Annotated in this window: 23 protein-coding genes and 1 tRNA gene; 15 read left to right on the forward strand and 9 right to left on the reverse strand. The window is 60.6% G+C overall.

What is annotated here, in order from left to right; all coding sequences use genetic code 11:
• Positions 1–12 precede the first annotated feature (12 nt).
• The 5 genes from GXH28_RS00875 to GXH28_RS00895 form a co-directional block, all read right to left on the reverse strand.
• Positions 13–273 carry a hypothetical protein gene (locus GXH28_RS00875; RefSeq protein ID WP_169237112.1) on the reverse strand — a complete coding sequence of 87 codons (261 nt, stop codon included), beginning with the start codon at positions 271–273 and terminating at the stop codon, positions 13–15.
• Positions 274–468, reverse strand: coding sequence for an ABC transporter permease subunit (locus tag GXH28_RS00880; protein WP_169237113.1), 195 nt, complete (start codon positions 466–468; stop codon positions 274–276).
• A gap of 160 nt (positions 469–628) precedes the next feature.
• The gene (locus GXH28_RS00885) at positions 629–1,783 is read right to left on the reverse strand and encodes a LacI family DNA-binding transcriptional regulator (RefSeq protein ID WP_169237114.1); all 1,155 of its coding nucleotides are present in this window, start codon (positions 1,781–1,783) and stop codon (positions 629–631) included.
• Positions 1,784–1,795: 12 nt separating this feature from the next.
• Positions 1,796–2,536: a GntR family transcriptional regulator gene (locus GXH28_RS00890; protein WP_169237115.1), complete on the reverse strand. Its 741-nt coding sequence runs from the start codon at positions 2,534–2,536 to the stop codon at positions 1,796–1,798.
• A 13-nt stretch (positions 2,537–2,549) separates the two neighbouring features.
• Positions 2,550–3,749 (reverse strand): DUF4185 domain-containing protein, encoded by a 1,200-nt coding sequence (locus GXH28_RS00895; RefSeq protein ID WP_169237116.1) that lies wholly within the window; start codon positions 3,747–3,749, stop codon positions 2,550–2,552.
• An 81-nt stretch (positions 3,750–3,830) separates the two neighbouring features.
• On the opposite strand from GXH28_RS00895, the gene GXH28_RS00900 reads away from it, so the two are divergent.
• A complete protein-coding gene (locus tag GXH28_RS00900) occupies positions 3,831–5,048 on the forward strand; it encodes an iron-containing alcohol dehydrogenase (protein WP_169237117.1) in 1,218 nt (405 codons plus the stop codon).
• Between the two features lie 19 nt (positions 5,049–5,067).
• On the opposite strand, the gene GXH28_RS00905 is transcribed toward GXH28_RS00900, so the two are convergent.
• Complete coding sequence (locus GXH28_RS00905; RefSeq protein ID WP_169237118.1) at positions 5,068–6,207, reverse strand: RuBisCO large subunit C-terminal-like domain-containing protein; 1,140 nt, start codon at positions 6,205–6,207, stop codon at positions 5,068–5,070.
• Between the two features lie 281 nt (positions 6,208–6,488).
• Between GXH28_RS00905 and GXH28_RS00910 the strand changes: the two genes are divergently transcribed.
• The 10 genes from GXH28_RS00910 (at position 6,489) to GXH28_RS00955 (ending at position 18,591) form a co-directional block, all read left to right on the forward strand.
• Positions 6,489–7,598, forward strand: coding sequence for an autoinducer 2 ABC transporter substrate-binding protein (locus GXH28_RS00910; protein WP_240550096.1), 1,110 nt, complete (start codon positions 6,489–6,491; stop codon positions 7,596–7,598).
• Positions 7,599–7,641: 43 nt separating this feature from the next.
• Entirely contained in the window at positions 7,642–9,162 is a 1,521-nt protein-coding gene (locus GXH28_RS00915) for a sugar ABC transporter ATP-binding protein (RefSeq protein WP_320447887.1), read from the forward strand.
• Between the two features lie 15 nt (positions 9,163–9,177).
• Positions 9,178–10,212: an ABC transporter permease gene (locus tag GXH28_RS00920; RefSeq protein ID WP_169237119.1), complete on the forward strand. Its 1,035-nt coding sequence runs from the start codon at positions 9,178–9,180 to the stop codon at positions 10,210–10,212.
• A complete protein-coding gene (locus GXH28_RS00925) occupies positions 10,209–11,234 on the forward strand; it encodes an ABC transporter permease (protein ID WP_169237120.1) in 1,026 nt (341 codons plus the stop codon). The genes GXH28_RS00920 and GXH28_RS00925 overlap by 4 nt, the downstream gene beginning before the upstream one ends.
• A gap of 72 nt (positions 11,235–11,306) precedes the next feature.
• On the forward strand, positions 11,307–12,842 hold the full coding sequence (locus GXH28_RS00930; protein ID WP_169237121.1) for an FGGY-family carbohydrate kinase: 1,536 nt from the start codon (positions 11,307–11,309) through the stop codon (positions 12,840–12,842).
• 20 nt (positions 12,843–12,862) lie between these two features.
• Positions 12,863–13,858, forward strand: coding sequence for a dihydroxyacetone kinase subunit DhaK (dhaK, locus tag GXH28_RS00935; protein WP_169237122.1), 996 nt, complete (start codon positions 12,863–12,865; stop codon positions 13,856–13,858).
• Positions 13,859–13,861: 3 nt separating this feature from the next.
• Complete coding sequence (locus GXH28_RS00940; protein WP_169237123.1) at positions 13,862–14,497, forward strand: DAK2 domain-containing protein; 636 nt, start codon at positions 13,862–13,864, stop codon at positions 14,495–14,497.
• Positions 14,498–14,807: 310 nt separating this feature from the next.
• A tRNA-Ala gene (locus tag GXH28_RS00945) sits at positions 14,808–14,880 on the forward strand.
• A 365-nt stretch (positions 14,881–15,245) separates the two neighbouring features.
• On the forward strand, positions 15,246–17,978 hold the full coding sequence (leuS, locus tag GXH28_RS00950) for a leucine--tRNA ligase (protein ID WP_169237124.1): 2,733 nt from the start codon (positions 15,246–15,248) through the stop codon (positions 17,976–17,978).
• A gap of 94 nt (positions 17,979–18,072) precedes the next feature.
• Positions 18,073–18,591 (forward strand): hypothetical protein, encoded by a 519-nt coding sequence (locus tag GXH28_RS00955; RefSeq protein ID WP_169237125.1) that lies wholly within the window; start codon positions 18,073–18,075, stop codon positions 18,589–18,591.
• Here the strand turns inward: GXH28_RS00955 and GXH28_RS00960 are convergent.
• Positions 18,588–19,502 (reverse strand): carotenoid biosynthesis protein, encoded by a 915-nt coding sequence (locus tag GXH28_RS00960; RefSeq protein ID WP_169237126.1) that lies wholly within the window; start codon positions 19,500–19,502, stop codon positions 18,588–18,590. The two genes, GXH28_RS00955 and GXH28_RS00960, sit on opposite strands and share 4 nt — an antisense overlap.
• Positions 19,499–20,452, reverse strand: coding sequence for a phytoene/squalene synthase family protein (locus GXH28_RS00965; protein WP_169237127.1), 954 nt, complete (start codon positions 20,450–20,452; stop codon positions 19,499–19,501). Before GXH28_RS00965 ends, GXH28_RS00960 begins: the two co-directional genes overlap by 4 nt.
• A gap of 365 nt (positions 20,453–20,817) precedes the next feature.
• Between GXH28_RS00965 and GXH28_RS00970 the strand changes: the two genes are divergently transcribed.
• The 4 genes from GXH28_RS00970 to GXH28_RS00985 all read left to right on the forward strand — a co-directional run bounded on the left by GXH28_RS00970 (position 20,818) and on the right by GXH28_RS00985 (position 24,985).
• A complete protein-coding gene (locus tag GXH28_RS00970; RefSeq protein WP_240550097.1) occupies positions 20,818–21,063 on the forward strand; it encodes a hypothetical protein in 246 nt (81 codons plus the stop codon).
• Positions 21,064–21,212: 149 nt separating this feature from the next.
• The gene (locus tag GXH28_RS00975) at positions 21,213–22,328 is read left to right on the forward strand and encodes a tetratricopeptide repeat protein (protein WP_169237128.1); all 1,116 of its coding nucleotides are present in this window, start codon (positions 21,213–21,215) and stop codon (positions 22,326–22,328) included.
• Positions 22,329–22,403: 75 nt separating this feature from the next.
• Positions 22,404–24,260 (forward strand): ABC transporter ATP-binding protein, encoded by a 1,857-nt coding sequence (locus tag GXH28_RS00980; protein WP_169237129.1) that lies wholly within the window; start codon positions 22,404–22,406, stop codon positions 24,258–24,260.
• Positions 24,257–24,985 carry an SDR family oxidoreductase gene (locus GXH28_RS00985; RefSeq protein WP_206156659.1) on the forward strand — a complete coding sequence of 243 codons (729 nt, stop codon included), beginning with the start codon at positions 24,257–24,259 and terminating at the stop codon, positions 24,983–24,985. The genes GXH28_RS00980 and GXH28_RS00985 overlap by 4 nt, the downstream gene beginning before the upstream one ends.
• 3 nt (positions 24,986–24,988) lie before the next feature.
• Here GXH28_RS00985 and GXH28_RS00990 read toward each other — a convergent pair whose 3' ends face one another.
• Entirely contained in the window at positions 24,989–25,381 is a 393-nt protein-coding gene (locus GXH28_RS00990; RefSeq protein WP_169237130.1) for a carboxymuconolactone decarboxylase family protein, read from the reverse strand.
• Between the last annotated feature and the right edge of the window lie 3 nt (positions 25,382–25,384).

The following is a 25,384-nucleotide window of genomic DNA, read 5'->3' on the forward strand; positions in this document are numbered from 1 at the left end:
AAGGAAACAGGATTAGCGATAGCGTCCCCGATTGAAGCGATGACCGATGAGCGCCAGGATGATCACCAGTCCGTATGCGAACTGCGTCCAGAAAGCAGTCAGGCCTGCACCGATGAGGCCGGTCTCGATGAAGCCGACCGACATGGCGCCGAATACCGCGCCGATGACCGTGCCGACGCCGCCCCATGTGGGTGTGCCGCCGATGAACACCGCGGCCAGCGTGCGCAGCAGGTAGCCATCGCCGGCCGTCGGCCACCAGGTGTTGTTGATCAACTAAGACAACACGCCGGCAAACGCTGCGCACAGGCCGACGATGACGTAGGTAAGGGTCTTGGTGCGCGCCACGTTGATGCCCATCTCCTTGGCGCTCTCTGGATTGTCGCCGACGATGGCGACGTGCGCGCCGAGCCTATGGCGATTGAACAGCACGACGCAGATCACCAACACCAACGCGGCCGAGATGACCATCAACAGTCATGGAATCCTCCTGGATTTTTGAAGTAACAGCCTCTTGGTTACTGGGCTGTGTCTAATCTTGAGCTGAAATTGAACGCTTGCATCGGGTCTTGCGCAAAAGAGCAATAGCGATCCTCGATAGGCATCCCTCCCTTTGTGATCCGTGCGATTGTCAGGCCGAGCCGTTTGGTCTCGACGTGCGCGGCGGGGCGATGCTCCGGCGCAGAATGAGCTGCGGTGAAGGGAGGATGTGCTCCACGTTGCCGGAGCCCTGGAGTTGTGCGATGAGCATGCGCCCGGCCTGATAGCCGAAGTCGTAAGCCGGAAAGTCTATGGCGGCCAGCGGCGGCGTGAATAGCTCCGCCGCGCGGCGGGTGATGAACGCGATCACCGACACATCTTCTGGGATGCGCAGGTTGCGCGCTTCGAGTGCGCGATATACCGCGATCGTCGTATCGCCGTGCATCGAGACGATCGCCGTGAGATCGGGATGACGATCAAGCAGCATATGCGTCGCTTCGGCCAACTCCGCTTGCGTGTCGTTGGCGGGCGCGAGGATCGCCGGCAGGCCAAGCTGCGCGCAAGTTTGCACATAGCCGTCGCGGCTGCGCACCGCCGGCCCATAGCCACGCTCGTATACGTCGTCGGGAGAGGCGAGTAGGGCAATCTTGCGGTGTCCCAGCTTGACAAGGTGTTCCACGGCTTGTGCGATGCCGCGCTCGAAGTCCATATCAATGAAGCTGATCCCGTTGTTGTTCGCACAGCGACCGATCATGACAAACGGGAAGCCGAGCCGTTTCAGGTAGCTCACGCGCCAATCGCGCAGGTGAATCTCCATCAGGATGATGCCATCGGTCAGCGCGCTGCGGCAGAGCGCCGCGAGTTGGTGACGCGAGGGGGCGCTCGTTATCAGGTAGAACGCGTATGAGGCGTCGCTGGCAGCTTTGGCCGCGCCGAGGATGAACTCTTCGCGCATCAGGCTGAGCTGCGCATCAGGGAAGAGCAGGGCGATGGCGCGGCTCCGGCCGGCGGCCAGTCGTTGCGCATGGGCGTGTGGCGTGAAGCCCAGCTCAGCGATGACGGTTTGCACACGCTGGCGTGTTTCTTCGGCCACATCGGGCTTGTTGTTGAGGATGCGCGATACCGTCGAGACTGACACGCTGGCGGCGCGGGCGATGTCCGCGATCGTGACGTGGTGGGTGGATGTAGCCATCGGTTTATGGCCGGTATCGCTACCGGCAACGATGCCGAAGATCTTAATGATCCAGCAGGCGATGTCAAGCGATGGTGTGAAAGCGACACCGTATTTGAGACGGGCAGCGCGCATTGCCCACCCCCTTCACGACTGGGCGCTCGCGTGGCGTTTGGGCCGGCATGTATGTGCCTTGCTCGTTCGGAGATTGCGACGCTCCATCATGGACCAGATCAGCATGATGTGCTCGCGCACGGCGCGTGCGGCGGCAGCCGGCCTGCGCTTGCGCAAGGCAGCGACGATCGGATTATGGGTGTCGGCGATGTCGGCCAGCCGCTTGAAATGGAGTGGATGGTTCTGAGCGATGAAGCGCTGAATCTGTGCATAGAGCGGCATCCACATTTGCACCACGGTGGGGCTGCCCGACCATTCGCACAGGTGCCGGTGAAAGGCCATGTCGTGCTCGACGAGCGCGACCATGTCATCGCGGAGGCCGGCGTGGCGCATGTCGGCGATCAACCCATCGAGCATGTCGCAATCAGTATCGGTGATGCGCTTTGCGGCACGTCGGATGGCATAGCTTTCCACCCAGCTTCGGATCTTGAACAGCTCGTACATGTCGTCGAACGACATTGGCGCGACGAAGGTGGCGGTATGGGCGCGTCGCTCAACCAGGCCGTCGCGTTCGAGCATTTGCAGCGCCTCACGCACTGGCCCTTGACTGGTACCCATGCGCCGCGCGATATCGAGTTCGACCAGGCGCTCGCCAGGTGCTAGTTTGCCGTGGATGATCTCGGTCCGAAGCCGTTGCATGATCTGGTGAGCCAGCGAGCGGCTGACTGCGTCGTTCTTCACAGGCCGAAGGTCTTCCATCGTCTGGCGTTGCATCTTCTATGATCCTTCATGTTCGGCGCTGGAGCCGGACTTCTTGCAGGCACATACCGTAGCGGCTGCCTGGCGGGTTGGCTTCGAACCGTGTGCCGAATACGCCAGGCTGGTTGGTGAAATTGGCTGAGTAGCATAGCCAAAACGTCTCGCCGTCAGCGCCGATGAACTTCGAGGGGATGTTCACAAAGTATCCCTGCTCGCCGAACTTCTCCATGAATGTGATCAGCCGCCATGGGCCAGTGATGGCGTCGGATTCGAGCAAAAAGGTATTCATCGTGCTGATGGTGGGCCAGCCATCCGTGACGCACATCAGATATTTTTGCAAAGGTGGGTTGTAGGTGATCGTCACGTGACCGACGCGTCCGTTCCACTCGATCAGCGGTTTGATCTCGCTGAAATTGAGGCTCCAGATCGGTTCGCCCGAAGCATCGTGACCGGCGAAGAATTCGTACTTGGCCGGGTCGTTCATGTTCTCCGGCGCGGGCGTCACGCGAATCAAATAGGCCTGATCGCCGGCGATCCAGGCCAGTTCGGCGTCTGGTCGTGTTGCGCCGTGGCCGACCAGGTAAGCCTTGCCATCTGGCGAATAAGCCATGTTTTTGCCGAAATCCACGAAGTGCGGTGCGCCGATCTTCACCTTCGCTCCGTTCTTACCGGATTCGCCGAAGATCGGGCTAGCGGGTGTGTGGGGGCACTCCTCCCAGGTGAGGCCGTAGTCGCGCGAGATGCGGAAACCCACGAACGGGCCAAGCACATCCCAATTCAACCCGCGATCGGTTTCATCCAGGCAGTATGTGCCGTAATACCACACGCCGTCATACACCAGGCTGCCGCACGGATAGCGCCCGCCATAGGGAAGGGGCGAGGCGTAGTGGATGCCCAGATTCACCAGTTTGAGATTGAGCGGGTCGTCGCCGATGATCTTGGCCTGGCCGGTGCCGGACTTGTCGCCCTTGCCGGCGTTCGCCGGGTTGTCGAGCTTCGAGCTGCACTCTACCGCGCCGGCCTCATGGAACGGGCGTGTCCGGGGGTATTCAAAATTGCCATCGGTCCACGGCGAATACAGATTGTCGTCCGATGCCCAGCTTGGATACCATGTGTCGGCATGCGTGTATTCGGCGTCCCGACCGGTGAAGATCAGCCCGTCGAACTGCTCCGAGGGCGGAAATGGGCAGTCGGAGGGAGGGGTGGAGGGCCAGCGCGTTTCCATCATTGATTATTGATAATCAATAACCGAGTGTAGTATGACCTTCCGAATTGTCAAATCGCGCCTTCGGTATAACCTATGCCGGGTATGGCAAACGCACTTCGAGCCACCTGGCGGTTCAGTACCTCGGATGAAATCCTGTTCGGCTGTGGCACTGCCGAGCGCATTGGTGTCGAGGCGCGCCACCGCCATCTCAGCCGCGCGCTCATCGTCGCCGACCCGAACATGGTCAAAGCCGGTCTGGTGGATGCAGTGCGGCGAAGCCTAGATGAGTCACAGGTCGAAAGTCACGTGTTCGAGGGGAGCGCGCCGGAGCCGGGCACGATGGCCGTGAATGCGGCTGCGGATGCCGCGCGCGCCGTGAAACCCGATTTCATCGTTGGCCTGGGCGGCGGCAGCAATATGGATGTGGCCAAGGTAGCCGCTGCGGTTTACACGCATGGAGGCAGCGCCGGAGATTACTTCGGCGAAAATCGCGTCCCCGGCCCAACCGTCCCTGTGTTCGCCGTGCCCACGACCGCCGGCACAGGTTCCGAGGTCACCGCCGTGGCCGTGATCGAGGATGAGTCACGTCATCTCAAATTGGCCGTCGCCAGCCCATTTCTGCGCCCGCGCTTGGCGATCGTGGACCCTTTGCTCACGTTGTCATGTCCGGCCAAAGTCACAGCCGAGAGCGGCATAGACGCGCTAGTGCATGCAGTCGAGGCCTACACCGTGATCGGCTACGATGCGCTAGACCTACCGCCGGACGCGCGCCCGCAATTCACCGGCCGACAGCCGATCACCGACGCGCTGGCCGAGCAAGCCATCCGGTTGATCGGTCAGCACCTGCGCGTCGCGGTTTATCAACCCAAGAACATCGCGGCGCGGGAAGGCATGCACCTGGCAGCGCTGTTGGCCGGCATGGCGTTCAGCAGCGCGGGGCTGGGCGCCGCCCATGCGCTGCAATATCCGGTCGGCGCAGAAACGCACACGTCCCATGGGCTAGGCACCGGCCTGTTGTTGCCGTATGTCGTTGCGTACCTGCTGCCGGCTGCGCCCGAGACATTTGCTCGAATCGCGGGTTGGTTGGGCGAAGACGTGGACGGCATGAGTGCATTCGATGCAGGCGAGCTGTGCGTGGAGGCGATCCAGCGTTTGAAGCGAGACATCGGCCTGCCGATGCGCCTGCGTGACATCGGCGTGCGCGAGGAGCGCATCCGGTCGCTGGCCGAGCAGGCGGCGACGTATCAGCGCTTGCTGCGCATGAGTCCGCGCCCGCTCGACGTTGCCGGGCTGGAGCAGATCCTGCGCAGCGCGTGGTGATAGGGTAGGGCGCTGGCGGTCAGAGTGCGTGCTCGACAAGCCGGCGGAACTCGCGGCAATTGGCCAGCAGATCCGGACCGCGTGTGTGCAGCCCACCCCCGATGAGCAGAATGACGTCCTCGCCGTAAACGGTGCGCATCTCCGGCACGCGCTCGAGCGTCATTCCTCCCGCCGGGGCAGGGAAGATCGGTCGCAAGCAGCCCATCGGCTCCGATGCGGCCTGAGCAATCGCTTTGCACGCTTCTCTTGAAAAGGCAAAGCGTCCGCCGTAGTTCGGAAAGATCGTCGCATCGGCGCCGGCGAGACGCATGAGCTGCCCGAAGATGGCGTAATGACTGATGCCATGGTCTGGATGGACGGCGAAACTTCCCAGAAGCGCTGGATGTCCTAGGATAGGCAAGCCGATGCCTTCGTCGGTTGCAAGTTGTTGCATGATCCCGAAGCTGACCAAGCCCGGAGCAATGAGCAAGGCGCCTGCACCGAGCTGGCGCGCTAAATGCGCTCTGCGCAAAGTCTCGTCGCCCCTTCCGCTCACATTGGGCGCGTAGACACACTTGAGGCCGGTCATTTGATTAGCACGTTGAACGGCTTCTGAGCAACGTGCTACGCGCTCGCCAAACGGCGCAAAAGGCTGATCGGCCAGGCCATGGTCATCTTTGATAATGTCAATTCCGCCGAGCGCTAAGGTATAGGCCAGGTTGGCCAATTCATCGGCAGACAACCCCATCGGCTTAAGCGCGGTGCATAAGAGTGGCCGCCGTGTCACGCCCAAATAGGTGCGTACTCCCATGCAGCCGAACCGGGGGCCTGGAAAGGCCTGCAGCAGCGTCTCCGGCATGACGATGCGTTCCACACGCACCCCTGGCTGCATGCTGGTGTTGCCGAAGATGACGTTGATGAGCTGGGTGAGCTCGAAACCGCTGGTTTCGATTGCGTAGCTAATAGCAACTTCGTGCTGGGACTCACCGATAGAAGTAATCGCTTCAATGTGCCCGACGATGTGATTGCGAATGTCGCCGTCGGGCAGGAGCGCTTCCGGGAATTCGACCGTTTGTTCGATACAAATTTCGCGCGCTCTGGCACGGACTTCGTCGGACGTGCCACAGATGCGGTAAATGACTTGAAAGCGGTGTCCACTGAGCTCGAGAGAAGCTGGCATAGCAGTGTGCGGATGCGATAGCGGATCGTAAGTTGCCTCAGAGGGTTTGAACGGCCATGTCGCCGAATTCAGCCGGAATCCGCAACCGTGAACACGAGCGACATATACCACATGTCCGACGGGATCGGGAATTCACAAGTGTGAATTTTCGGGGAAATTGTCAGATGGCTGCTTGCGCAAATCCTGTGATTCAACTAAACTTTCATGTGAAGGATAAGTAAAGGACGAGCGCTTCGTGGCTGTTTGCTCGACTCTTCGAACGCTAGTTTCATGTAAGCGCGTTGTCAAAATCCAGGAGGATACGTATGTCTAACATAAATCTCACTAGCCGAAAGCTCTCTCGCCGACAGATACTGCGTGGTGCAACGTTGATTGGTATTGGCGGACTGGCAGCGGCATGTGCTGCGCCACCTGCAGCTCAACCCGCTGCTCAACAACCGGCGGCGCAGCAACCGGCCGAGGCGCCCAAACCTGCGGCAGATGCGAAAGGTACGTATGCCGTCGTCGTAAAGATCGCTGGCATCAACTGGTTCAACCGCATGGAGGAAGGTGTGAAGGAGTGGGGCAGTGAGAATGGCGTTCAGGCGTTCCTCACCGGTCCGGAGAAAGCCGACGCTGCGCTGCAGATCCCGATTATCGAGAACCTGATCGCTCAAAAAGTTTCAGCGCTGGGCGTAGTGCCGATGGATCCAGATGTGCTTGATCCTGTGCTCAAGAAAGCGATGGACGCCGGTATCGCCGTGATTACCCACGAAGCGTCTAACCAGAAGAGCATGCACTGGGACATCGAGGCGTTTGACAATACCGCCTACGGTGCTCACCTGATGGACTTCATCGCCGAGAAGGTCGGCGGCGAGGGTGAGTATGCGGTATTCGTCGGTTCGCTAGGCTCCAAGACCCACAACGAGTGGGTGGACGGCGGCATCGCTCGCCAGAAGGAGAAGTATCCCAACATGAAGCTGGTGGGCGACAAGCAGGAGACCAAAGACGATTCGCAGATTGCTTACCAGAAGATGAAGGAACTCTTAAAGGCGTATCCAAACTTGCGCGCAGTGCAGACGAGCGCCTCTACCGATGCTGCTGGCGTTGGTCAGGCGATCGAGGAAGCCGGTCTGGTCGGCAAGATCGTCGTTGCCGGTACCAGCTTGCCCTCGATCAGCGGCAAATTCATCGAGAGCGGCGCCGTCAGCATGATCAGCTTCTGGGATCCGAAGATTGCCGGCAAAGCGATGCTCAAGCTGGCCATGATGCACATCAAGGGTGAGCCGATTGGTGATGGCATGGACCTCGGATTGCCCGGCTATGAAAAGCTCATCGCCAGGGATAGGGTGCTTTACGGCAACGCCTGGGTGGACGTAACCAAAGAGAACCTTAGCCAGTATCCCTTCTAGAGCCGCACCGTCTCGAAGTTGTGAAGCAATCGGGCTGCCCTGAGTGGGCAGTCCGATTGCCTTTGCGTTGGCTGTGCAGCCGTTTCTTTCTCTTACCAACATCAGCAAGTCGTATGCTGGCGTCCGCGCGCTAGAAGATGTCAGCTTGACCGTTTATCCTGGCGAGATTCACTGCTTGGTCGGTGAAAACGGCTCGGGCAAATCCACGCTGATCAAGATCATCGCCGGAGTGGTTCAGCCCGATGCCGGACAGATCGTCATCAACGGCAAGACCATGCATCGCCTGCATCCCATTGATGCGATCCGCGAGGGGATTCAGGTCATCTACCAGGACTTCTCTCTCTTCCCCAATCTCACGGTCGCAGAGAACATCGCCATCAATCACGAACTGTCTCGGCAGAAGCGCTGGGTGAACTGGCGCGAGGTGCGCGAGATTGCACGGCAAGCAATGCGCAAGATTAATATCCAGCTTGATCTGGATGCGACCGTGAGCGAAATACCGGTAGCGGATAAGCAATTGGTTGCTATTTGTCGCGCGTTGCTGCAGAACGCCAAGTTGATCATCATGGATGAGGCAACGACCGCGCTCACCGAAAGAGAGATCCGCTCGCTCTTTGATGTGATTCACAATGTCCAGCGTGAGAATGTGGCGGTGTTATTCGTGAGTCACAAGCTTGACGAGGTGCTGGAGATTGCCGATAAAGCGTTAATCATTCGCAACGGTAAGGTCGTGCTTGATGTGGATGCCCGCGAGTTGGATCGTAGCAAGTTAACTTACTACATGACCGGCCGCAATATCGAAGAGACGGTGTACGAATGGCAAGGCGATTCTGACAAGCCTCCGTTGTTAGAGGTGCGCCATCTCTCCTCGCGGGGTAACTTCGAGGACGTGACATTTCAACTCCATGCAGGTGAGATTCTAGGCGTTACCGGTCTGTTGGGTAGCGGACGCACCGAACTGGCACTTGCCCTATTCGGGGCAATCCCTATTGACGCCGGCGAGATCGCCCTCGATGGTCAGCCGATTGTCCTCCGCAGCATCCAAGATGCGATTACCCACAGGATCGGCTATGTGCCGGAAGATCGCCTGACCGAGGGCTTATTTCTGGAAAGCTCGGTCGGCAACAACATCCTGGCGCGCGTTTTGGATGGATTGAAAGGCTCCGGTCAATTGCTGGATCGCGCCTTGATGAAAGCGACGACGCAAGAATGGATTGGCCGGCTGAGCATCAAGGCGCCGCACGCCGAGCTGCCCGTCAAAAGCCTGTCGGGGGGCAATCAGCAGCGCGTGGTGCTGGCCAAATGGTTGGCGAGCAAGCCGCGTGTTCTGATTTTGAACGGTCCGACGATGGGCGTGGATGTAGGGTCGAAGATGGAGTTGCACGAGATCATCAAACAACTTGCCCGTGAAGGCCTAGGGGTGATCATCATCTCCGACGATGTGCCCGAGTTGATGCAAACCTGCAATCGCATATTGCTGATGCGCCGTGGTCGCATCGTTGAGCACTTCGACCGCCGTCAGATTACGGAGATGGATCTGACCCAGCGGCTGGTGGCGGTGTGATCCATGAGGTGCGGCATGCAGGTCAAAAAGCTCTTCGCTAAGCAAGAAACGCTTGTGGCGCTCACGCTGTTCGGTCTATGTCTCGTCATCGGGTTCATCAATCCCGTCTTCTGGACGGCGGGTAATTGGTTCGACCTGGCGCGCAGCGCGACGGTGACCGGCATCTTCGCCATCGGGGTGTTGATCGTGCTTATCTCCGGCGGCATTGACGTATCGTTTACCGCGATCGCCGTGTTCGCCATGTACACCACCACCGTTTTGTTGAAGGACGCTCAGTACACCGGTGGGATGTGGTTGTTCTTCGTGATCGCTGCGCTCATCGGTTTAGGTTTAGGTCTGATCAACGCGTTCTTCATCGCGCGATTCCGTCTGCCAACGCTGATCGTCACGTTGGGGACGCAAAGCATGTTTCGCGGCTTCTTGCTATTCGTTATCGGCAGCAAGATCATTCGCGATATTCCCCCCGGCATGGCGGATTACTCGAAAGCCTTCCTATTTACCGTGACCGATGATCGCGGCGTGACGGTGGGGTTGCACTCCGCTGTGCTATGGCTGGTCGCAATTGCCATCTTGGCATTCGTCATCCTGCGCTACACCATGCTTGGGCGCGGTATCTACGCGCTAGGGGGCTCGCGCGAAGCAGCCGAGCGTGCGGGTTTCAACATCGCGCGCACGCAGGTGTTCATCTACGCATTCGTCGGTGTATTGGCGGGCATCGCCGGCATGATCTACGGTGGCTTGAATCGTCAAGCCAATGCACAAGACATCGTCGGGCAGGAGCTGGACGTCATCGCGGCGACCGTCCTCGGCGGCGCTTCGATCATGGGGGGGCGGGGCAGCGTGATCGGTACGCTGCTCGGCGTGATGCTTGTCGTTGTGATGAGCAATAGCCTGGTGCTGATGGGCATCCCGGCCACTTGGCAGCGCGTGGTCGTCGGGGCCATCATCATTATCGGCACGGCTGTGCCTGCGCTGCGCACACTCCGCCGACAACGCCGCTCGGTCAATGTGGAACCTGAGACCCTGGCGCCGGTAGGAGGACGAACATGACCTCTCAGGAGACTGCCCGCCAATCTGCTGCGCCTTGGGTGCGCCTGGTCGTCCGTGACGGCAATCTGCTGCGGCTGTTCATCGCTTGCGTCTTGATTTTTGTCGTCATGACGCTGCTGCGCCCGGAGGTCTTCCCGACTGTGGAGAACTTCCGCTCGATGGGCAGCCAGTTCCCTGAGGTAGGTGTTTTGGCGGTTGCCATCATGATCGCAATGCTCACGGGAGGGATTGATCTCTCGGTAGTCAGTATCGCGAATCTGTCCGGCGTTTTGGCTGCGCTCTTCATTCGCACATTCATTCCTGCTGAAGCGTCCGATGTACAGGTGGTCATCGGGCTGATTGGCGCTGTGGTCATCGCCTTTGCTGTCGGCATGTTGTGCGGCTTGTTGAACGGTCTGCTGGTCGCGCGCGTCAACTTGACGCCGATCCTGGCGACGTTGGGGACGATGACCCTCTATACGGGTATCACCGTGGTCATTACGCGCGGCAATGCGGTGTTCGCCGAGAATCGTCTGACCTTTATCGGCAACACCTACCTGTTCGGCGTCATCCCCATTCCGATGCTGATCTTTGCCGTCGTAGTGGCTGTCTTCTCGGTGATCCTCAACCGCACTGCGTTTGGGCTCAAGCTGTATCTCATCGGCACAAACGAAAAGGCCGCGCGCTTCTCCGGCATTGATGTCCCACGCACACTGATTGGGGCGTATGTGTTGAGCGGCCTGCTAGCGGCCGTGGTCGCCATGATCTTTCTGGGGCGCAACAATTCCGCCAAATGGGATTTTGCCCCTTCGTATGTGCTTCAGGCGATTCTCGTCGCCGTGTTGGCTGGCGTGAATCCTGCCGGCGGCTCCGGACGCTTATTGGGGATCGTGCTGGCTATCTTGGCCTTGCAATTTGTCTCCACCGGCCTCAACATGCTGCTCTTGGCGGTGAGCGGAGGGCAATTCTTCAAGGAATTTGCCTGGGGGGCGTTGCTGCTGATCATCATGGTCATCAATTACTTCAGCGAACGGCGCAAGTGAAAGGCTTGAGCGGGATCATCAGTAGCGAGATGCCGCGCAATTCTCGAGCGAGCAATATAGTTACACAGAGCGATGTTTGTCTTAGGCGTTGATTTCGGCACAGAGGGGGTACGCGTGGGTATCTTCACCCCCGACGGCACGCCGGTGGCTTTTGCTGCCGAAGCTTATCCGACCGATTACCCGCGCGTGGGTTGGGCAGAGCAAGACCCTAATCAGTGGTGGACGGCGTTTGTCAAAGCGACGCGCCGAGCGATAAGTGAGGGCAACGTGCCTGCGGCATCTATCGCTGCTATCGGCGTGGATTGCACCAGTTGCACCGTCGTAGTCATGGACGAGCGCTTTCAGCCACTGCGCCCGGCCATCATTTGGATGGATGTGCGCGCCGCAGCGCAGGCCGACCGAATCGCTGCTTCGGGCCACCCGATGCTGAAATACAACGGCTTCGGCAACGTCTCCGCAGAGTGGATGCCCTGCAAGATGCTGTGGCTAAAAGAAAATGAGCCGGAGATCTATGCCCGCTCCCGTCATGTTGGCGAGTTCATTGATTGGGTGACCTATCGCCTTACCGGTGAATGGACGGCCAGCATCAACAATGTCAGCATTCGCTGGTACTACGACCGCAATGAAGGGGGCTGGTCGCCCTCGTTCTATCAAATGATCGGCTTAGGCGATTTAATCGAGCGCTTCCCTTCGCGCGTGCTCGACATGGGACAAGTGGCCGGGCAACTTCGCAGCGATGTTGCCGAGGCGCTGGGCTTACCGGCCGGGATCCCCGTGGCTCAGGGCGGTGCCGATGCGTTTGTGGCCATGTTTGGCTTGAACGTCGTCTCGCCGGGCAAGATGGCGTTTATTGTCGGTTCCTCGCACCTCATGTTGGGCCAGAGCGACCGGCCTTTTCACGCCAAAGGCTTATTCGGCACCTACACAGACGCCGTCTTACCCGGCCAATACACCGTCGAAGGCGGGCAAGTTTCTACCGGCTCGGTTGTGCGCTGGTTCCGTGATCACTTTTGTGCCGCCGAAGCAGAACTCGCGCGGCAACGCGGCGTCTCCACTTACGATGTGTTGAACGAAAGCGCCGGCCAGGTGCCGGTTGGCTCGGAAGGGTTGATCGTCCTGGACTACTTCCAAGGCAATCGCACCCCGTATGTGGATTCGCTGGCGCGCGGCGTATTCTTGGGCCTGTCACTCAGACATACCACCGCGCATATCTTCCGCGCCATCCTCGAGGGCATTGCCTACGGTTCAGAGCACATCTTCCGCACCTTCCGCGCCAGTGGCTACGTGGTCAATGAGATTGTCGCCGCGGGTGGTCCGACCAAAAGCCGGTTGTGGATGCAAATTCACGCTGACGTGAGCGGTATCCCGATCACCCTCACGCGCGTCCCTGATGCAACCTGCCTCGGCTCGGCAGTGCTCGCCGCCGTAGCCGGCGGGCTTTACCCGAATGTCCCCGCTGCTTCCGGCGCGATGGTGCACGTTCGGGATCGAATCGAACCGGACCAAGAGCGTCACGAAGCCTATCGCTTCTACGCCGATCGCTATATCGAGACCTATCCGCGCTTGCGAGATCTCATTCACGCGGTGGTTCGCCATCAAACTTTGTAGATGAACCCAAGGTGCTGATCATGAAGAAGATCTTGAATGACCCCAAAAATTTCGTGCCTGAAATGCTCGATGGATTGTTGAAGGCTCACGCCGATCAACTTAGCTACGCGGCCAATGACCTGCGTTGCATCGTTCGCGCCGATGCCCCTGTGTCCGGCAAGGTGGCGTTAGCTACTGGGGGCGGCTCAGGCCACTTGCCCGTGTTTCTGGGATATGTTGGCCGGGGCATGCTGGACGGTTGCGCTGTCGGGGATGTCTTCCAGTCGCCGAGCGCTGACCAGATGCTCGAGGTGACGCGTCGCATCCATGGCGGGCGTGGCGTGCTTTATATCTACGGCAACTACGGTGGCGATGTGATGAACTTTGACATGGCGGCTGAGATGGCCGGCATGGAGGATATTGAAGTGCGCACCGTGCTCGTGAAAGACGACGTCGCCTCCAATCGCGACCCCGAAAAGCGGCGCGGCGTGGCGGGTATGGTGTTTGCCTTCAAATGCGCCGGCGCCAAGGCTGACTTGGGCGGTTCGCTAGACGAAGTGGAAGCGATTGCGCGCAAAACCCTGGCCAATGTGCGCACCATGGGCATGGCGCTGACCCCTTGCATTGTCCCGCAGGTCGGCAAGCCGACCTTCACGTTGGGCGAAGACGAGATGGAGATGGGCATGGGCATCCACGGCGAACCAGGCATCAGCCGTGAGACGTTGAAACCAGCCGACGAAATCGCCGAGCGGATGCTGCGCGCCATCACGGGCGATATGCCCGTTGGTGCCGGTGATCGCGTAGCGGTCATGGTGAACGGCCTTGGCGCTACTCCTCCCGAAGAGTTATACATCGTCTATCGTCGTGTACACGACGTGCTCACCGGCGAGGGCGTGAAGATCCACCGCGCTTACGTGGGCGAATACGCCACCAGCATGGAGATGGCCGGATGTTCGTTGACGCTCTTTCGTCTTGACGATGAACTGACGACCCTTTTGGATCATCCGGCCCGGACGCCATTCTTCGTTCAGGTTTGACCGATGTCCACATTCACTGCGGCATGTGTGCGCAAGGCGCTCCGACGCGTAGGCGAGCGGATGGTCGCCTTGCGTGACAGGTTGAATGAACTCGACGCAGCGATGGGCGATGGTGATACCGGCATCAGCATAAGCAAAGGCGGTGCGGCGCTTGCGGAATTCGCTGACGCCAACCCGCTGAACGACGGTGATGACATCGGCAAGTACTTGGCTAATGCCGGAATGGCGCTCAATCGCGCTGCACCGAGCACGATGGGCACACTGCTGGCCACAGCGCTCATGCGTATGGGCAAAGAGGCCAAAGGCGCGACGACGCTTGACGCGCACTTGCTGGCGCGGATGATCGTTGCTGCTGATACCGCCATTCAAGAGCGCGGCAAGGCCAAGCCGGGCGACAAAACCATCGTTGATGCATTGCATCCGGCAGCGGAGGCATTTGCGGCAGCCATTGAGCGGGGTGAAGATCTAAACCGTGCTGCCCAAACGATGCTCGAGGCGGCTCGACGCGGCTGTGATGCGGCTACGCCGCTGCGCAGTAACGTCGGGCGTGCAAGTTGGGTCGGTGAGCGCACTGTAGGTCGGCCGGACCCAGGCGCGGTGTTGTGCGTCGAGATACTCGAGTCTCTAATTGCCGCCTGAGCGCTCGTTTGTGGTGGGATGGGGTCCAGATGCGTTTGCCCAGGCGCGCCCATGGCGCAATGCGCGCCATGGCGTCGAACATACTCGCCTGCTCCGGGATGCGAACGGCAGGTTGGGTGGCCGGCGCGCACGCGGCCTGTGTGAGACCGGCCACAACGCTCCATCGCTTCACTGCCTCTGCCGTTGCTGTGTGCGCCAACCTGCGTGCCGGCGTCTTGCGTTCGATCATCGTTCAACCCCCTGTTATCGAACAAGCCAGATCGTGGACTTCGGCAATCTAGCGCGTTCGTGTATAATCCCTTTCGTTCAAGGGCCAGTGGCGCAGTTGGGAGCGCGTCTCAATGGCATTGAGAAGGTCAGGGGTTCAAGTCCCCTCTGGTCCATGACAATCCTGCGCGATTGGGTCAACTGCCTGCTCGCGCACAAAGCGACGACCGGAAGTAGTAGGTCATCCCTGCAGCGAGTCGGGGGAGCAAGGTGGAAGCCCGGCGCAGCGCCCACAGGGAGCGCGTGAGACCGAACTCGTCCGCGAGCGTGAACAACACGGGTGCGCCCGTTATCGCGCAATTGAGGTCTTTGAGTGTCAGAAGTCAGAAGGTCAGAGATCAGAAATCAGATAGTAGTCTAAATTCTGGTTATCCGACATCTGACTTCTGAACCAGACGAATCAGGGTGGTACCACGGGCCCACTCGTCCCTGAGCGGACGGGTGGGCCTTTGCTATGCTGAGGAGCGAGAGCAGAACGCGTATGGTGGATAGATACAATCCTCAAGAAATCGAGCCGAAATGGCAAGCGCGCTGGGAGACAGATCAGCTCTACAAGACCGAGCCGGCCTGCGATAAGCCGAAATACTACGTGCTGGACTTTTACCCGTATCCCTCCGGCGAAGGAATGTCGGTGGGTCACGCGCGCAACTATGTGCCCACAGATGTGATCGCCCGCTACTACCGCATGAAGGGCTACAACGTGCTACATCCGATGGGTTTTGACGCCTTCGGCCTGCCGACCGAGAACGCTGCGATCAAGCTCAAGGTGGATCCCCATGAGCTGAATGAAAAGTACTCCGCCAACTACGTGCGCCAGTACAAGCTCATGGGGCTGAGCTACGACTGGTCACGCCTGATCAACAGCGCCCACCCCGATTATTACCGATGGACGCAATGGATTTTCATCCAGATGTTCAATGCGTGGTACGACCCGCGCAAAGACAAAGCGTGCCCGATTGCCGAGTTAGAGGCCGAGCTGGCCGAGCGCGGCTCGCAGGCCATCTTCGACTACATTGACGCGCACCCAGAGCACATCGGTGTCGTCACCAAAGGCGCGCCGGTGATCACGGCGGAAGGGTGGCGCGCTATGAGCCGGCGCCAGCAAAATGACTACCTGAACAACTTCCGTCTCGCCTTTCAAGCTGAGAGCACGGTCAATTGGGATCCGGTGGATAAAGTCGTGGTGGCCGATGAAGAGGTGGAGCATGGGCGCGCCTGGCGCAGCGGGGCGCTGGTGATCAAGCGCACCTTAAAGCAATGGTTCTTCCGCATCACTGCGTATGCCGAGCGGCTGATCAACGATCTGGATAGCGTGGACTGGCCGGAGCGCATTGTGCTGATGCAGCGCAACTGGATCGGCAAGAGCGAAGGCGCCGAGGTCGTCTTCCGCGTCGCCGACAGCGGTCACCCCATCCCCATCTTCACCACGCGGCCGGATACGCTGTGGGGCGCGACGTTCATGGTGCTCTCGCCCGAACACCCGCTGGCGCCCGAAATCGCCACGCCGGAGCAGCGCGCCGAGGTCGAGCGCTACATCGCCTTCGCCAAAGGCGAGACCGAGGAGCAGCGCACCGCCGAGAACAAGGAGAAGACCGGCGTGTTCACCGGCGCATACGCCATCAATCCAGTAAACGACGCGCGCATCCCGATCTGGATTGCCGACTACGTGCTGATGAGCTATGGCGCCGGCGCAATTATGGCCGTGCCGGCGCACGACCAGCGCGACTTCGAGTTCGCCCGCAAGTTCGGTCTGCCGATCAAGGTGGTGGTTTTCCCCGAAGCAGAACTGAAGCGACAGGGGATCCAGGACGCTCAACAGATCACTCCTGCTCTGATTGCCGAGTATGAGTCGCGCATGACCGCTGCCTACGAAGATAAAGCCGGCGTGATGGTGAACAGCGGTCCGCTCACCGGCATGCACACCGGCCCCGACGGCAAGGCATGCATCCGCGCGGCGACCGAGCACTGCCAGCGCATGGGCTTTGGCAAGCGCCGCGTGAATTACAAGATTCGCCCCTGGTTGATTAGCCGCCAGCGCTACTGGGGCACGCCGATCCCCATCGTGCATACGCCCGATGGCCCGGTCGCCATGCGTGAGGATGAGCTGCCGTTGCTGTTGCCCAAGGTGAAGGAATACCAACCTGGGCCAAACGGTGAATCGCCGCTGGAGAGCATCCCGGAGTTCGTCAACGCGCCGAACGGCCGGCGCGAGACCGACACGATGGCCACCTGGGCGTGCTCGTCCTGGTATTACATCCGCTTCGCCGACCCGCACAACGACAAGGCCATCGGCGACCCGAAGGAGATTGATTACTGGTTGCCGGTGGATATGTACGTCGGCGGCGCCGAGCACGCGGTGCTCCACCTGCTGTATTCGCGCATGTGGACGAAGGTGCTGTATGACCTGGGCGTGGTCAAGTTCAAAGAGCCGTTCAGCGCCCTGCGCAACCAGGGGCTGATCCTCTCGCCGCAGAAGCGCGTGGACGAGAAGGGGCGCGAGTACTACGAGAAGATGAGCAAGTCCAAGGGCAACGTGATCACGCCCGACGAGGTCATCGCCGAGCACGGCGCAGACGCCCTGCGAGGCTATGAGATGTTCATCAGCGACTTCGAACAGACCGTGCCGTGGAGCACGCAAGGTGTGCCGGGCGTACGGCGTTGGCTGGACCGCGTGTGGCGCATCGTGCTGGCGCCGGAGGAGGATAAAGGCGCGCCTGTTCAGATGAGCGCGCGCGAGTTGCGCCGCGTCGCGCATCGGACCATCCAGCGCTATGAACGTGACTTAAAGGCGTTCAGCTTCAACACGGTCGTCGCGGCGATGATGGAATTCACCAACGCACTGTATCGGGCGCGTGACGCCGGGCTGGCCGGCACGCCGGAATGGCGCGAGGCGGTGGATATCCTGTTGCGGCTGCTGGCGCCGATCGCGCCGCACATGGCCGAAGAGCTGTGGCACAGGCTGGGCCGCCCTTACAGCATCCATCGCCAGCCCTTCCCCGTCGTTGACGAGGCCGCAGCGCGCGCGGAAGAAATCACCATCGTCGTCCAGGTCAACGGCAAAGTGCGAGACCGAATTGTGGTGCCGGTGGACGCCAGTGAGGAGGCGATCACCCAGGCGGCGCTGGCCAGCGAAGGCGCACGGCGCTTCATCAACGGCGCACCGCCTAGACAGGTGCATTACGTGAAAGGGCGACTCGTCAACATCGTCGTCTGATGGCTGATGACAGTCGGGCGCGGACCGGAGCCCGCGCCGACACACCGGAGCGCGATTTGTCACATCGCCGGCGATGGTGCAAAATGACATCACGATGAACTCGCCAGGTGTGAACCCGCTTATCTACCCGATCGTGATTTTTGCGGGTAGCCTAGTGATCGCGCTGATCCTGCTCACCTATGCCGTGTCATCTGTGACGATGGCCGTTCGCAAGCGGCGCGCCCAGGCGATTAAAGATTGGAAGGCGCGCGGCGTGCAGTTTTCGCTTGGGCCAGTGCAGGCGAACTTCCTGAACGAGCCGCGCTCGTTTGGGGTAGGCGGCAACGGCACGCTGGTGCTGAGCGACACGGCTATCCATTTTGCGCAGGTCGCGCCGGAGCGCGAGATCGTCATCCCCCTGCGCGATGTCGAACGGGCGTTCTTGCTCAGACGTTTCAACGGCCGCCGGGGCGCTAAGCCCTTTCTCATCATCCAGCGCAAGGTCGGCGACCTGACCGGCTTTCAGATGGACGCGCCGGAGAAGTGGGCCGAGGCGATCAATCGCGCCGTCGGCGCAGTGGTGGGCCTGGCTCAACCTGCTCAGGCAGCCGGCTACGAGTTCCAGGCTGGCTAGGCGACCGGTGGGACGCGGCGCGACATGCGCAGCATCGTCCACAACGCCGGCCCGCCGAACAGTCCCATCCCTGCGAACACTGCTGCGGCGATGGCCGGCCCGCCCCAGAAAAGTGCGTTGGCTAAGCTTTCGCCCAACCAAGTGACCACGTAGGCCCATACCGGCAGCAGTCGAAAGTCGAGAGGCGAGCGATGGGAGGCACGCGGAGTCTGTGCGATGCGCTCGGTCTTCGGCCACCGCAAAAGGGACCGCTCGATGCCGTGCCAAGCGCCGTAGATGAGCGCAGACGTGAGGAACCAGCCGACGTAGTTGCTAAGCGGAATGCCGAAATATGCGCCCCCATCGCGCCACACCCAGTTCCCGTCGGCCACCATGCGTGGATCGAGGCTGAGGTCCCATGCCGTCATCGCCAGCGCGGCGATGCCAATGGGCACAATAGGCAGGACGAGATGCCGGGCGGCTGTGTCGTGTCGCGCATTGCGTCGGCGCGCAACCAGTACCTCGGCGACGCTCCACGCCGGGTATAGCATCATGAACCAGGCCACCGGAATGATGATCGGCACCTTGCCGAGTGCCTTGGGGCCGAGGTTATCGGTGTAGTCGTAGTTGCCGAAGATTAGGCCGTAGGTGCTACCCAGATATTCCATCGTCAGCGCGATGGCAAAACTGGCCAGCAACATGAGCGACGAATGCCGGATGCCGCGCGTCTCGCTGCAATGCGCCAGCGAGAAGGAAAACAGGCTGATGGCGGTGAACGCCGTGCTTAGCCCGGTTAGCGCCTGCTGGCCGGAGAGGCGCACCAGGCAGTAAACCGGCATGGAGAGCAAGTAGAGGGCGAAGAGAATCGGCGAAAGGTGCCACACGCGCGCAGCGTCGGCGCCGCTCAACGACTGCGTCTGGGCGCTGCTCATGCGCTTGCCCGGCCCTCCTTACTTTCCCGTGGCAGTTGCCTCACCATCCAGACGATGCCCGGCATGTGCTGCAGTTTCTCCCAGAAGGTGAGGTGCGCGCGCTTGTTAAACACGTCGAAATCATTGGCGATGATTTTGTCCAGGATGCCGCGGTAAAGCATGGCGGCTGCGGCAACCGCCACTCGGCCGTCTGACTTCAGCGCAGAGATGGACGGGATGCTGCGCGCGTAGTAATCATGCGCTCGCTGAATCTCGAAGCGCATCAATGCGCGAAACCGATCGTCAATCACGCCATGGTGCAGATCCGCTTCCGTGTAATCGAAACGTCGTAAATCTTCCTGTGGCAGATAGATTCGCCCGCGGGCCAGGTCCTCGCCGACATCCCGCAGGATGTTCGTCAATTGAAGCGCAATGCCGAGGTCTATCGCCGACTGTCGGCTGCGCTCGAAAAGGTGGGGGTCGTCGTCGTTCACGCCGATGATGTGCATCGAGATCAGGCCGACGGTGCTGGCGACGCAGTAGCAGTAACGCTCTAACTCTTGCCAGGTTTTATACCGTTTGATGCTCAGATCCATCTCGCAGCCATCAATTAACTCCTCGACGTACACCTGCGGCACGGCGTAGCGATCGCGAATGGACGTCCAAGCCGCTAACACCGGATTGACTTGTTCGCTGGGTGAGAGGCGCGACGCACGGCGCCATTCGTCGAGGAAGGGACGCGCTTCGGCGTCGCTCTTGCTCAGCACATCTACCGTGTCATCGGTGGTGCGGCAGAAGGCGTAGAAGGCGCGGATGGCGCGTCGCTTGTCTTTTGGGAGAAACGCGGTGCTGAAATAGAACGACTTGGAGTGATCGCGGGTGATTTCGCTGCATAGCGCGAACGCGCGATCGAGGTCGAGCTTGCTTTCGGGTTCAGGCGAGGGAGTGCGCAGCTTCAGTGAGCGAATCATCATTGTTCGGTGAACCGGTTGGCAGTTAGAACAATCATAGCGCCAACCGGTTCGACGAGTTGAAGCGTAACAGAGCACGAATCCTGTGTCAACGGCGTTTCACCGACTGGCGCGCTTGGAGGACAGTATATGCGCTCTCAGGAGGCGCCTAGGAGGGCGTTGCTCGCCCTTTTCTCACGATTGTTTAAGCTGTGTACGAGTTGACATCGCCCGGCGTTTTAATAAAATCCGTAGAAATGGAAGCGGAAGTGCACAGGGAAGCGCGTTTGCTGTCGTCACTGGTAAGCCCAACAACGAGAAGAAGGCACGCATACGACTACACTGCGTGCCTTTTTGTTTGCATTCAATCTTAGGAGGCAAAGCACATGATGGATTCAAGCTTGATCGGCAAGGTCGAAAAGGCGCATCGCTACGCTCAGGAACGTGACCGATTTCAGTTCTTGACATTCCAGGTGATGGTGCGCGGGGATAACGGAGAGTACCTCGTCACCTACGATCATGGACGGTGGCATTGCAACTCCGAGTACTTCAAGAACCACGGCGTAGACAGCCATACGATGGCCGTGGAGCGTTTGTTGGAAGGCATGCTCTACGAGCCGGAGAAGGTCTGACCCAGAGCGCTGATGGGGGCGCTACTAGGCGCCCCCTGGATGCTTCACGCAAGTCGCGCGCGTGCTAACATCACGCTGTGCGGTTGCGCGATCGAAGATATGTCCAGCCCCCCCGCCAGCGCAGTGGCAACGGTTGCGCTTGGCTGGTTTTGTGGTCTATTGTTATCCTCGTCGCCGGCGGCTACTTGCTGGTGCAAGTCCGGCTCAATGATGGAGTTCAGCTTGGTCGGGATGCGCGAACTCCAACGCCTGCGCTGACCCCTACACCGACGCGCAGCGTGGACTCTCTGATTCGCGCTGCCGAGGAGGCGGCAGCGCGGGGCGATTATCGCGCGGCGATTGACGCCTATGACCGCGCCAGTCGCCGCCGGCCTAATGATCCCGACTTGCATCGCCGCGCTGCTCGCCTGATGGTGTTCATCGGCCAGCCGGAGAAGGCCGAGCAGCGCATCCGCAGAGCGCTGGAGATCGATCCCAATCACCTGCCGTCGCGCGCGGTGCTGTGCATGGCGCTGGATTGGCAGAAGCGCATCGCTGAGGCAGTGGCCGAGTGTCAGGCCGTCGTCGCCGCTGACCCGAACTATGCCACCGGTCACGCTTATTTGGCCGAAGCTCTGGCCGATAGCGGCGACTTCAACGCGGCGCGCTCCGCCGCGCAGCGGGCTGTGGACCTAGAGCCGAATAATCCCGACGCGCTGCGCAACCTCGGCTATGTCTACGATGTCTTCGGTCGCTACGACATAGCGCGCTATCACTACGAACGGGCGCTGGAGCGTGAGCCAAACATGCCCCACGTGTTAAGCGCCATCGGGCGGATCTTCTATGTCACCGGCCGGACGGCTGATGCGATCCGAACGTTTCAGCGCATCATCGAGATAGACCCTCAGCATGCGGAGGCATATCAGCAATTGGGGATGGTGTATCGGTTCATCGGCGAGCGCCAGAAAGCGCGCGAGGCGCTGGACAAGGCGATTGAATTGGAGCCGACGCGGCTGCGCGCGTTGACCGAACGCGCCCTGCTCAACTTTCAGGTGCGCAACTACTTCGGCGCGGTCGAAGATTACACGCGCGCGCTCACCCTCACGCAGCAGTCCGGCACATCGCTGAGCGCGATAGACTATCTGTACTACGGCTTTGCTTATCGTTGGATTCAGGAGTGCGATAACGCCCGCGCGATGTGGGCTAAGTCACTCGAGCTTGCTCCGGGGGATCAGGAAATCCGCGCCAATGTGGAAGCCGGCCTGGCCGCGTGCAGCGGCCGCTGAGCGTGCAGAGGCCACCGGGCGCATTCCCGCCATAGCGCAGCGGGGTGCGCGCCTGGGCGGAAGTGAGGAGTCGCGTTGTTCAAATCAAGCAACATCACATGGCGGCTGATACGCTACGTCAAACCTTATCGCGCCGTGATCACCGCCGCCGCCGTCCTGTTTATCATCAGCACGGCGCTGAACCTGGCCTTCCCGTTGGTGAGCGGCCAGTTGGTCAATGCGGTGACCGGCGTTTCCGTTGGGCTGAGCGTCGGGCAGATCATCGGCATGCTCATCGCCGTTTTCGTCGCGCGCGCGGTGGTGGACATCGGCGCCCAGTTTTTGATCGCCGAGGCCGGCGAATCGGTCACGCGCGATTTGCGCCAGAGCGTCTATGCCCATCTGCAGCATCTGGGCCTGGGGTTCTTCGCCAACCGGCGCACAGGCGAGTTGACCTCGCGCTTGTCGTCCGATGTCACCGTCGTGCGCGTCGCGCTGGTGAACAACGTCGCCACCCTGCTCAGCAGCGTCCTGACCGTGGTCGGCTCGGCAGCGCTCGTCGTCACCATCAACTGGCGATTAACGGGCATTGTGTTGTTGATCTTCCCGCTGGCGACGATCGTGGCGCGGCTCTACAGTCGCTCGTTGCGCCCGCTGGCGACAAAGGCGCAAGATCGTTTGGCCGAGGCTAATGCGATTGCCGAGGAAGCTATCAGCGGCGTGCGCGTGGTCAAGGCCTTCGGCCGCGAGTTGTATGAAGTTCAGCGCTTCAACCAGGCGTCGCAGGAGGTCTTTCGGGCCTCGCTCAAGCTCTCGCGCATTCGCGCGACGTTCGGCCCGTTGATCGGGTTGATGTTCTTCTTTGCGCTGGTTGGCGTGCTGTGGTTGGGTTCGCAGGAAGTGAGCGCCGGGCGGTTGCGCGCCGGCGACTTAGTCGCCTTCCTGCTGTATGGCGCGGTGATTGCCGGCGGCATCTCTGGGCTGGCGAGCATCTTTGCGCAGTTCCAGGAGGCCGTTGGGGCAACGCGCCGGTTGTTCGAGATTCTCGACACACAGCCTGAGGTGCGCGACGCGCCGGACGCGCGCGATGTCGGTGCTGTGCGGGGGCAGATCACCTTTGATGGCGTCTCTTTTGCCTACGAGGACAATCGCGAGGTGTTGCGCGATGTCTCGCTCGATATCGCCCCCGGTGAGATTCTAGCGCTCGTCGGACCGAGCGGCGCCGGCAAATCCACCTTGTTCAACCTGATTCCGCGCTTCTACGACCCGACCAGAGGGGCGGTGTTGCTGGATGGCGTTGATCTGCGCCGCTTGAAGGTTGCGAGCCTTCGTTCGACCATCGCCATGGTGCCGCAAGACACGATGCTGTTTAGCGGCACTGTGCGCGAGAATATCCTGTACGGCGACCTGAACGCCAGCGAGGAGGCGATGATCGCTGCAGCTCAGGCGGCCAACGCGCACGATTTCATCCTCGCGTTGCCCAAAGGATACGATACGCTCGTCGGCGAGCGTGGAATAAAACTGAGCGGCGGCCAGCGCCAGCGCATCGCTATCGCTCGCGCCGTTTTGAGGAACCCGCGCATCTTGCTGCTCGACGAGGCCACTTCCTCGCTGGACAGCGAAAGTGAAGGTTTGGTGCAAGAGGCGCTGGGGCGGCTGATGCAGGGCCGCACCACGATCATCATCGCGCACCGTCTGAGCACGGTGCAGGTGGCCCATCGCATCGCTGTGCTGGATAAGGGACGGCTGGTGGAGCTGGGCACGCACGATGAGCTACTGGCCGCGCGCGGCTTGTACTACAAGCTGTATAGCTTGCAGTTCGAAGTCGAGGAAGTGGATGATTCGGCGCAGCAGGTTGTGATGGCTCAGCCCTCCGGCGAAGATGCCCCTGGGCCACGGCCGCGCCGGCGCGGCTTCAATCCTTTCGCTATGCTGGATGCCGGAGCGTCATGAAGGATCTGTTCAGCGTCGAAGGCAAAGCCGCTCTAGTCACGGGGGGATCGCGCGGGTTAGGTCTGGCCATCGCCCAAGGTCTATTCTTTGCCGGAGCGAAAGTCGCTGTCGCAGCGCGCACGGCGCCGCCGGTTGAGGGGGTGCACTTTGTGCCGTGTGACTTGATGAATGCCGATGCGCGCGCGGGATTGATAGAGCGCGTCGTTGCCGATCTGGGCGCGATTGACGTGCTCGTCCACTGCGCCGGCCAGCAGCATCGCCGGCCGGCTGCCGAGTACCCGCTGGACACATTCGAGGAGATCTATCAATTGCACGTCGTCGCCGGCATGGACCTGTGTCAGCAGGCTGCGCGCTATATGCTGCCGCGCGGCTCCGGCAAGATCATCTTCGTCAGCAGCGTGCTCGGCTTCCAAGGCGGCATCACCGTGCCGGCCTATAGCGCCGCCAAGCATGCGGTGGTTGGGCTGGTCCGCGCGCTGGCCAACGAATGGGCAGGCCGGGGGGTGAACGTCAACGCCATCGCGCCGGGCTACATGAACACCGAGATGGTCGCGCCGTTGATGAACGACCCCGATCGCGGGCCGGCCATCCTGAGCCGCATTCCTGCCGGCCGGCTGGGCGAGCCGGGCGAACTGGTCGGCGCGGTGATCTTCCTGGCCAGCGCTGCTTCCAGCTATGTGCATGGCCATACGCTGGTCGTGGACGGTGGCTGGCTGGCGCGCTAGCAGTCAGCGTTTGAAGACCTCATCTACCTCGACTTGAAAGCCGTTGGCCAGCCGGTTGGTCATATTAGCCGCGCCGACGATGGCCATCAGCTCGCCGAACATCGCGTCGGTCATGCCCTTGGCGCGCGCAGCGGCCGTGTGTGAAGCGATGCAGTATTCGCAGCCGTTCGTCACGCTCACGGCCACGTAGATCAGCTCGCGCGTCAAGGGGTCGAGTTCGCCCGGGCTGGTCATCACTTCCTTCACCATCTGCCAGGTGCGGCGCAGGGTGGGGGGATGTTGCGCGAGGACCTTCCAGAAGTTGTTGATGTATTCGGTCTTGCGCGTGGCGCGGATGTCGTCATACACCGCGCGCACTTCGTCGCTGGCGTCTCCGTATTCGATCATCTTGCTCATGGC

It is taken from the genome of Candidatus Roseilinea sp. NK_OTU-006 (genome assembly GCF_012931985.1).
Taxonomy (GTDB): domain Bacteria; phylum Chloroflexota; class Anaerolineae; order J036; family Brachytrichaceae; genus JAAFGM01.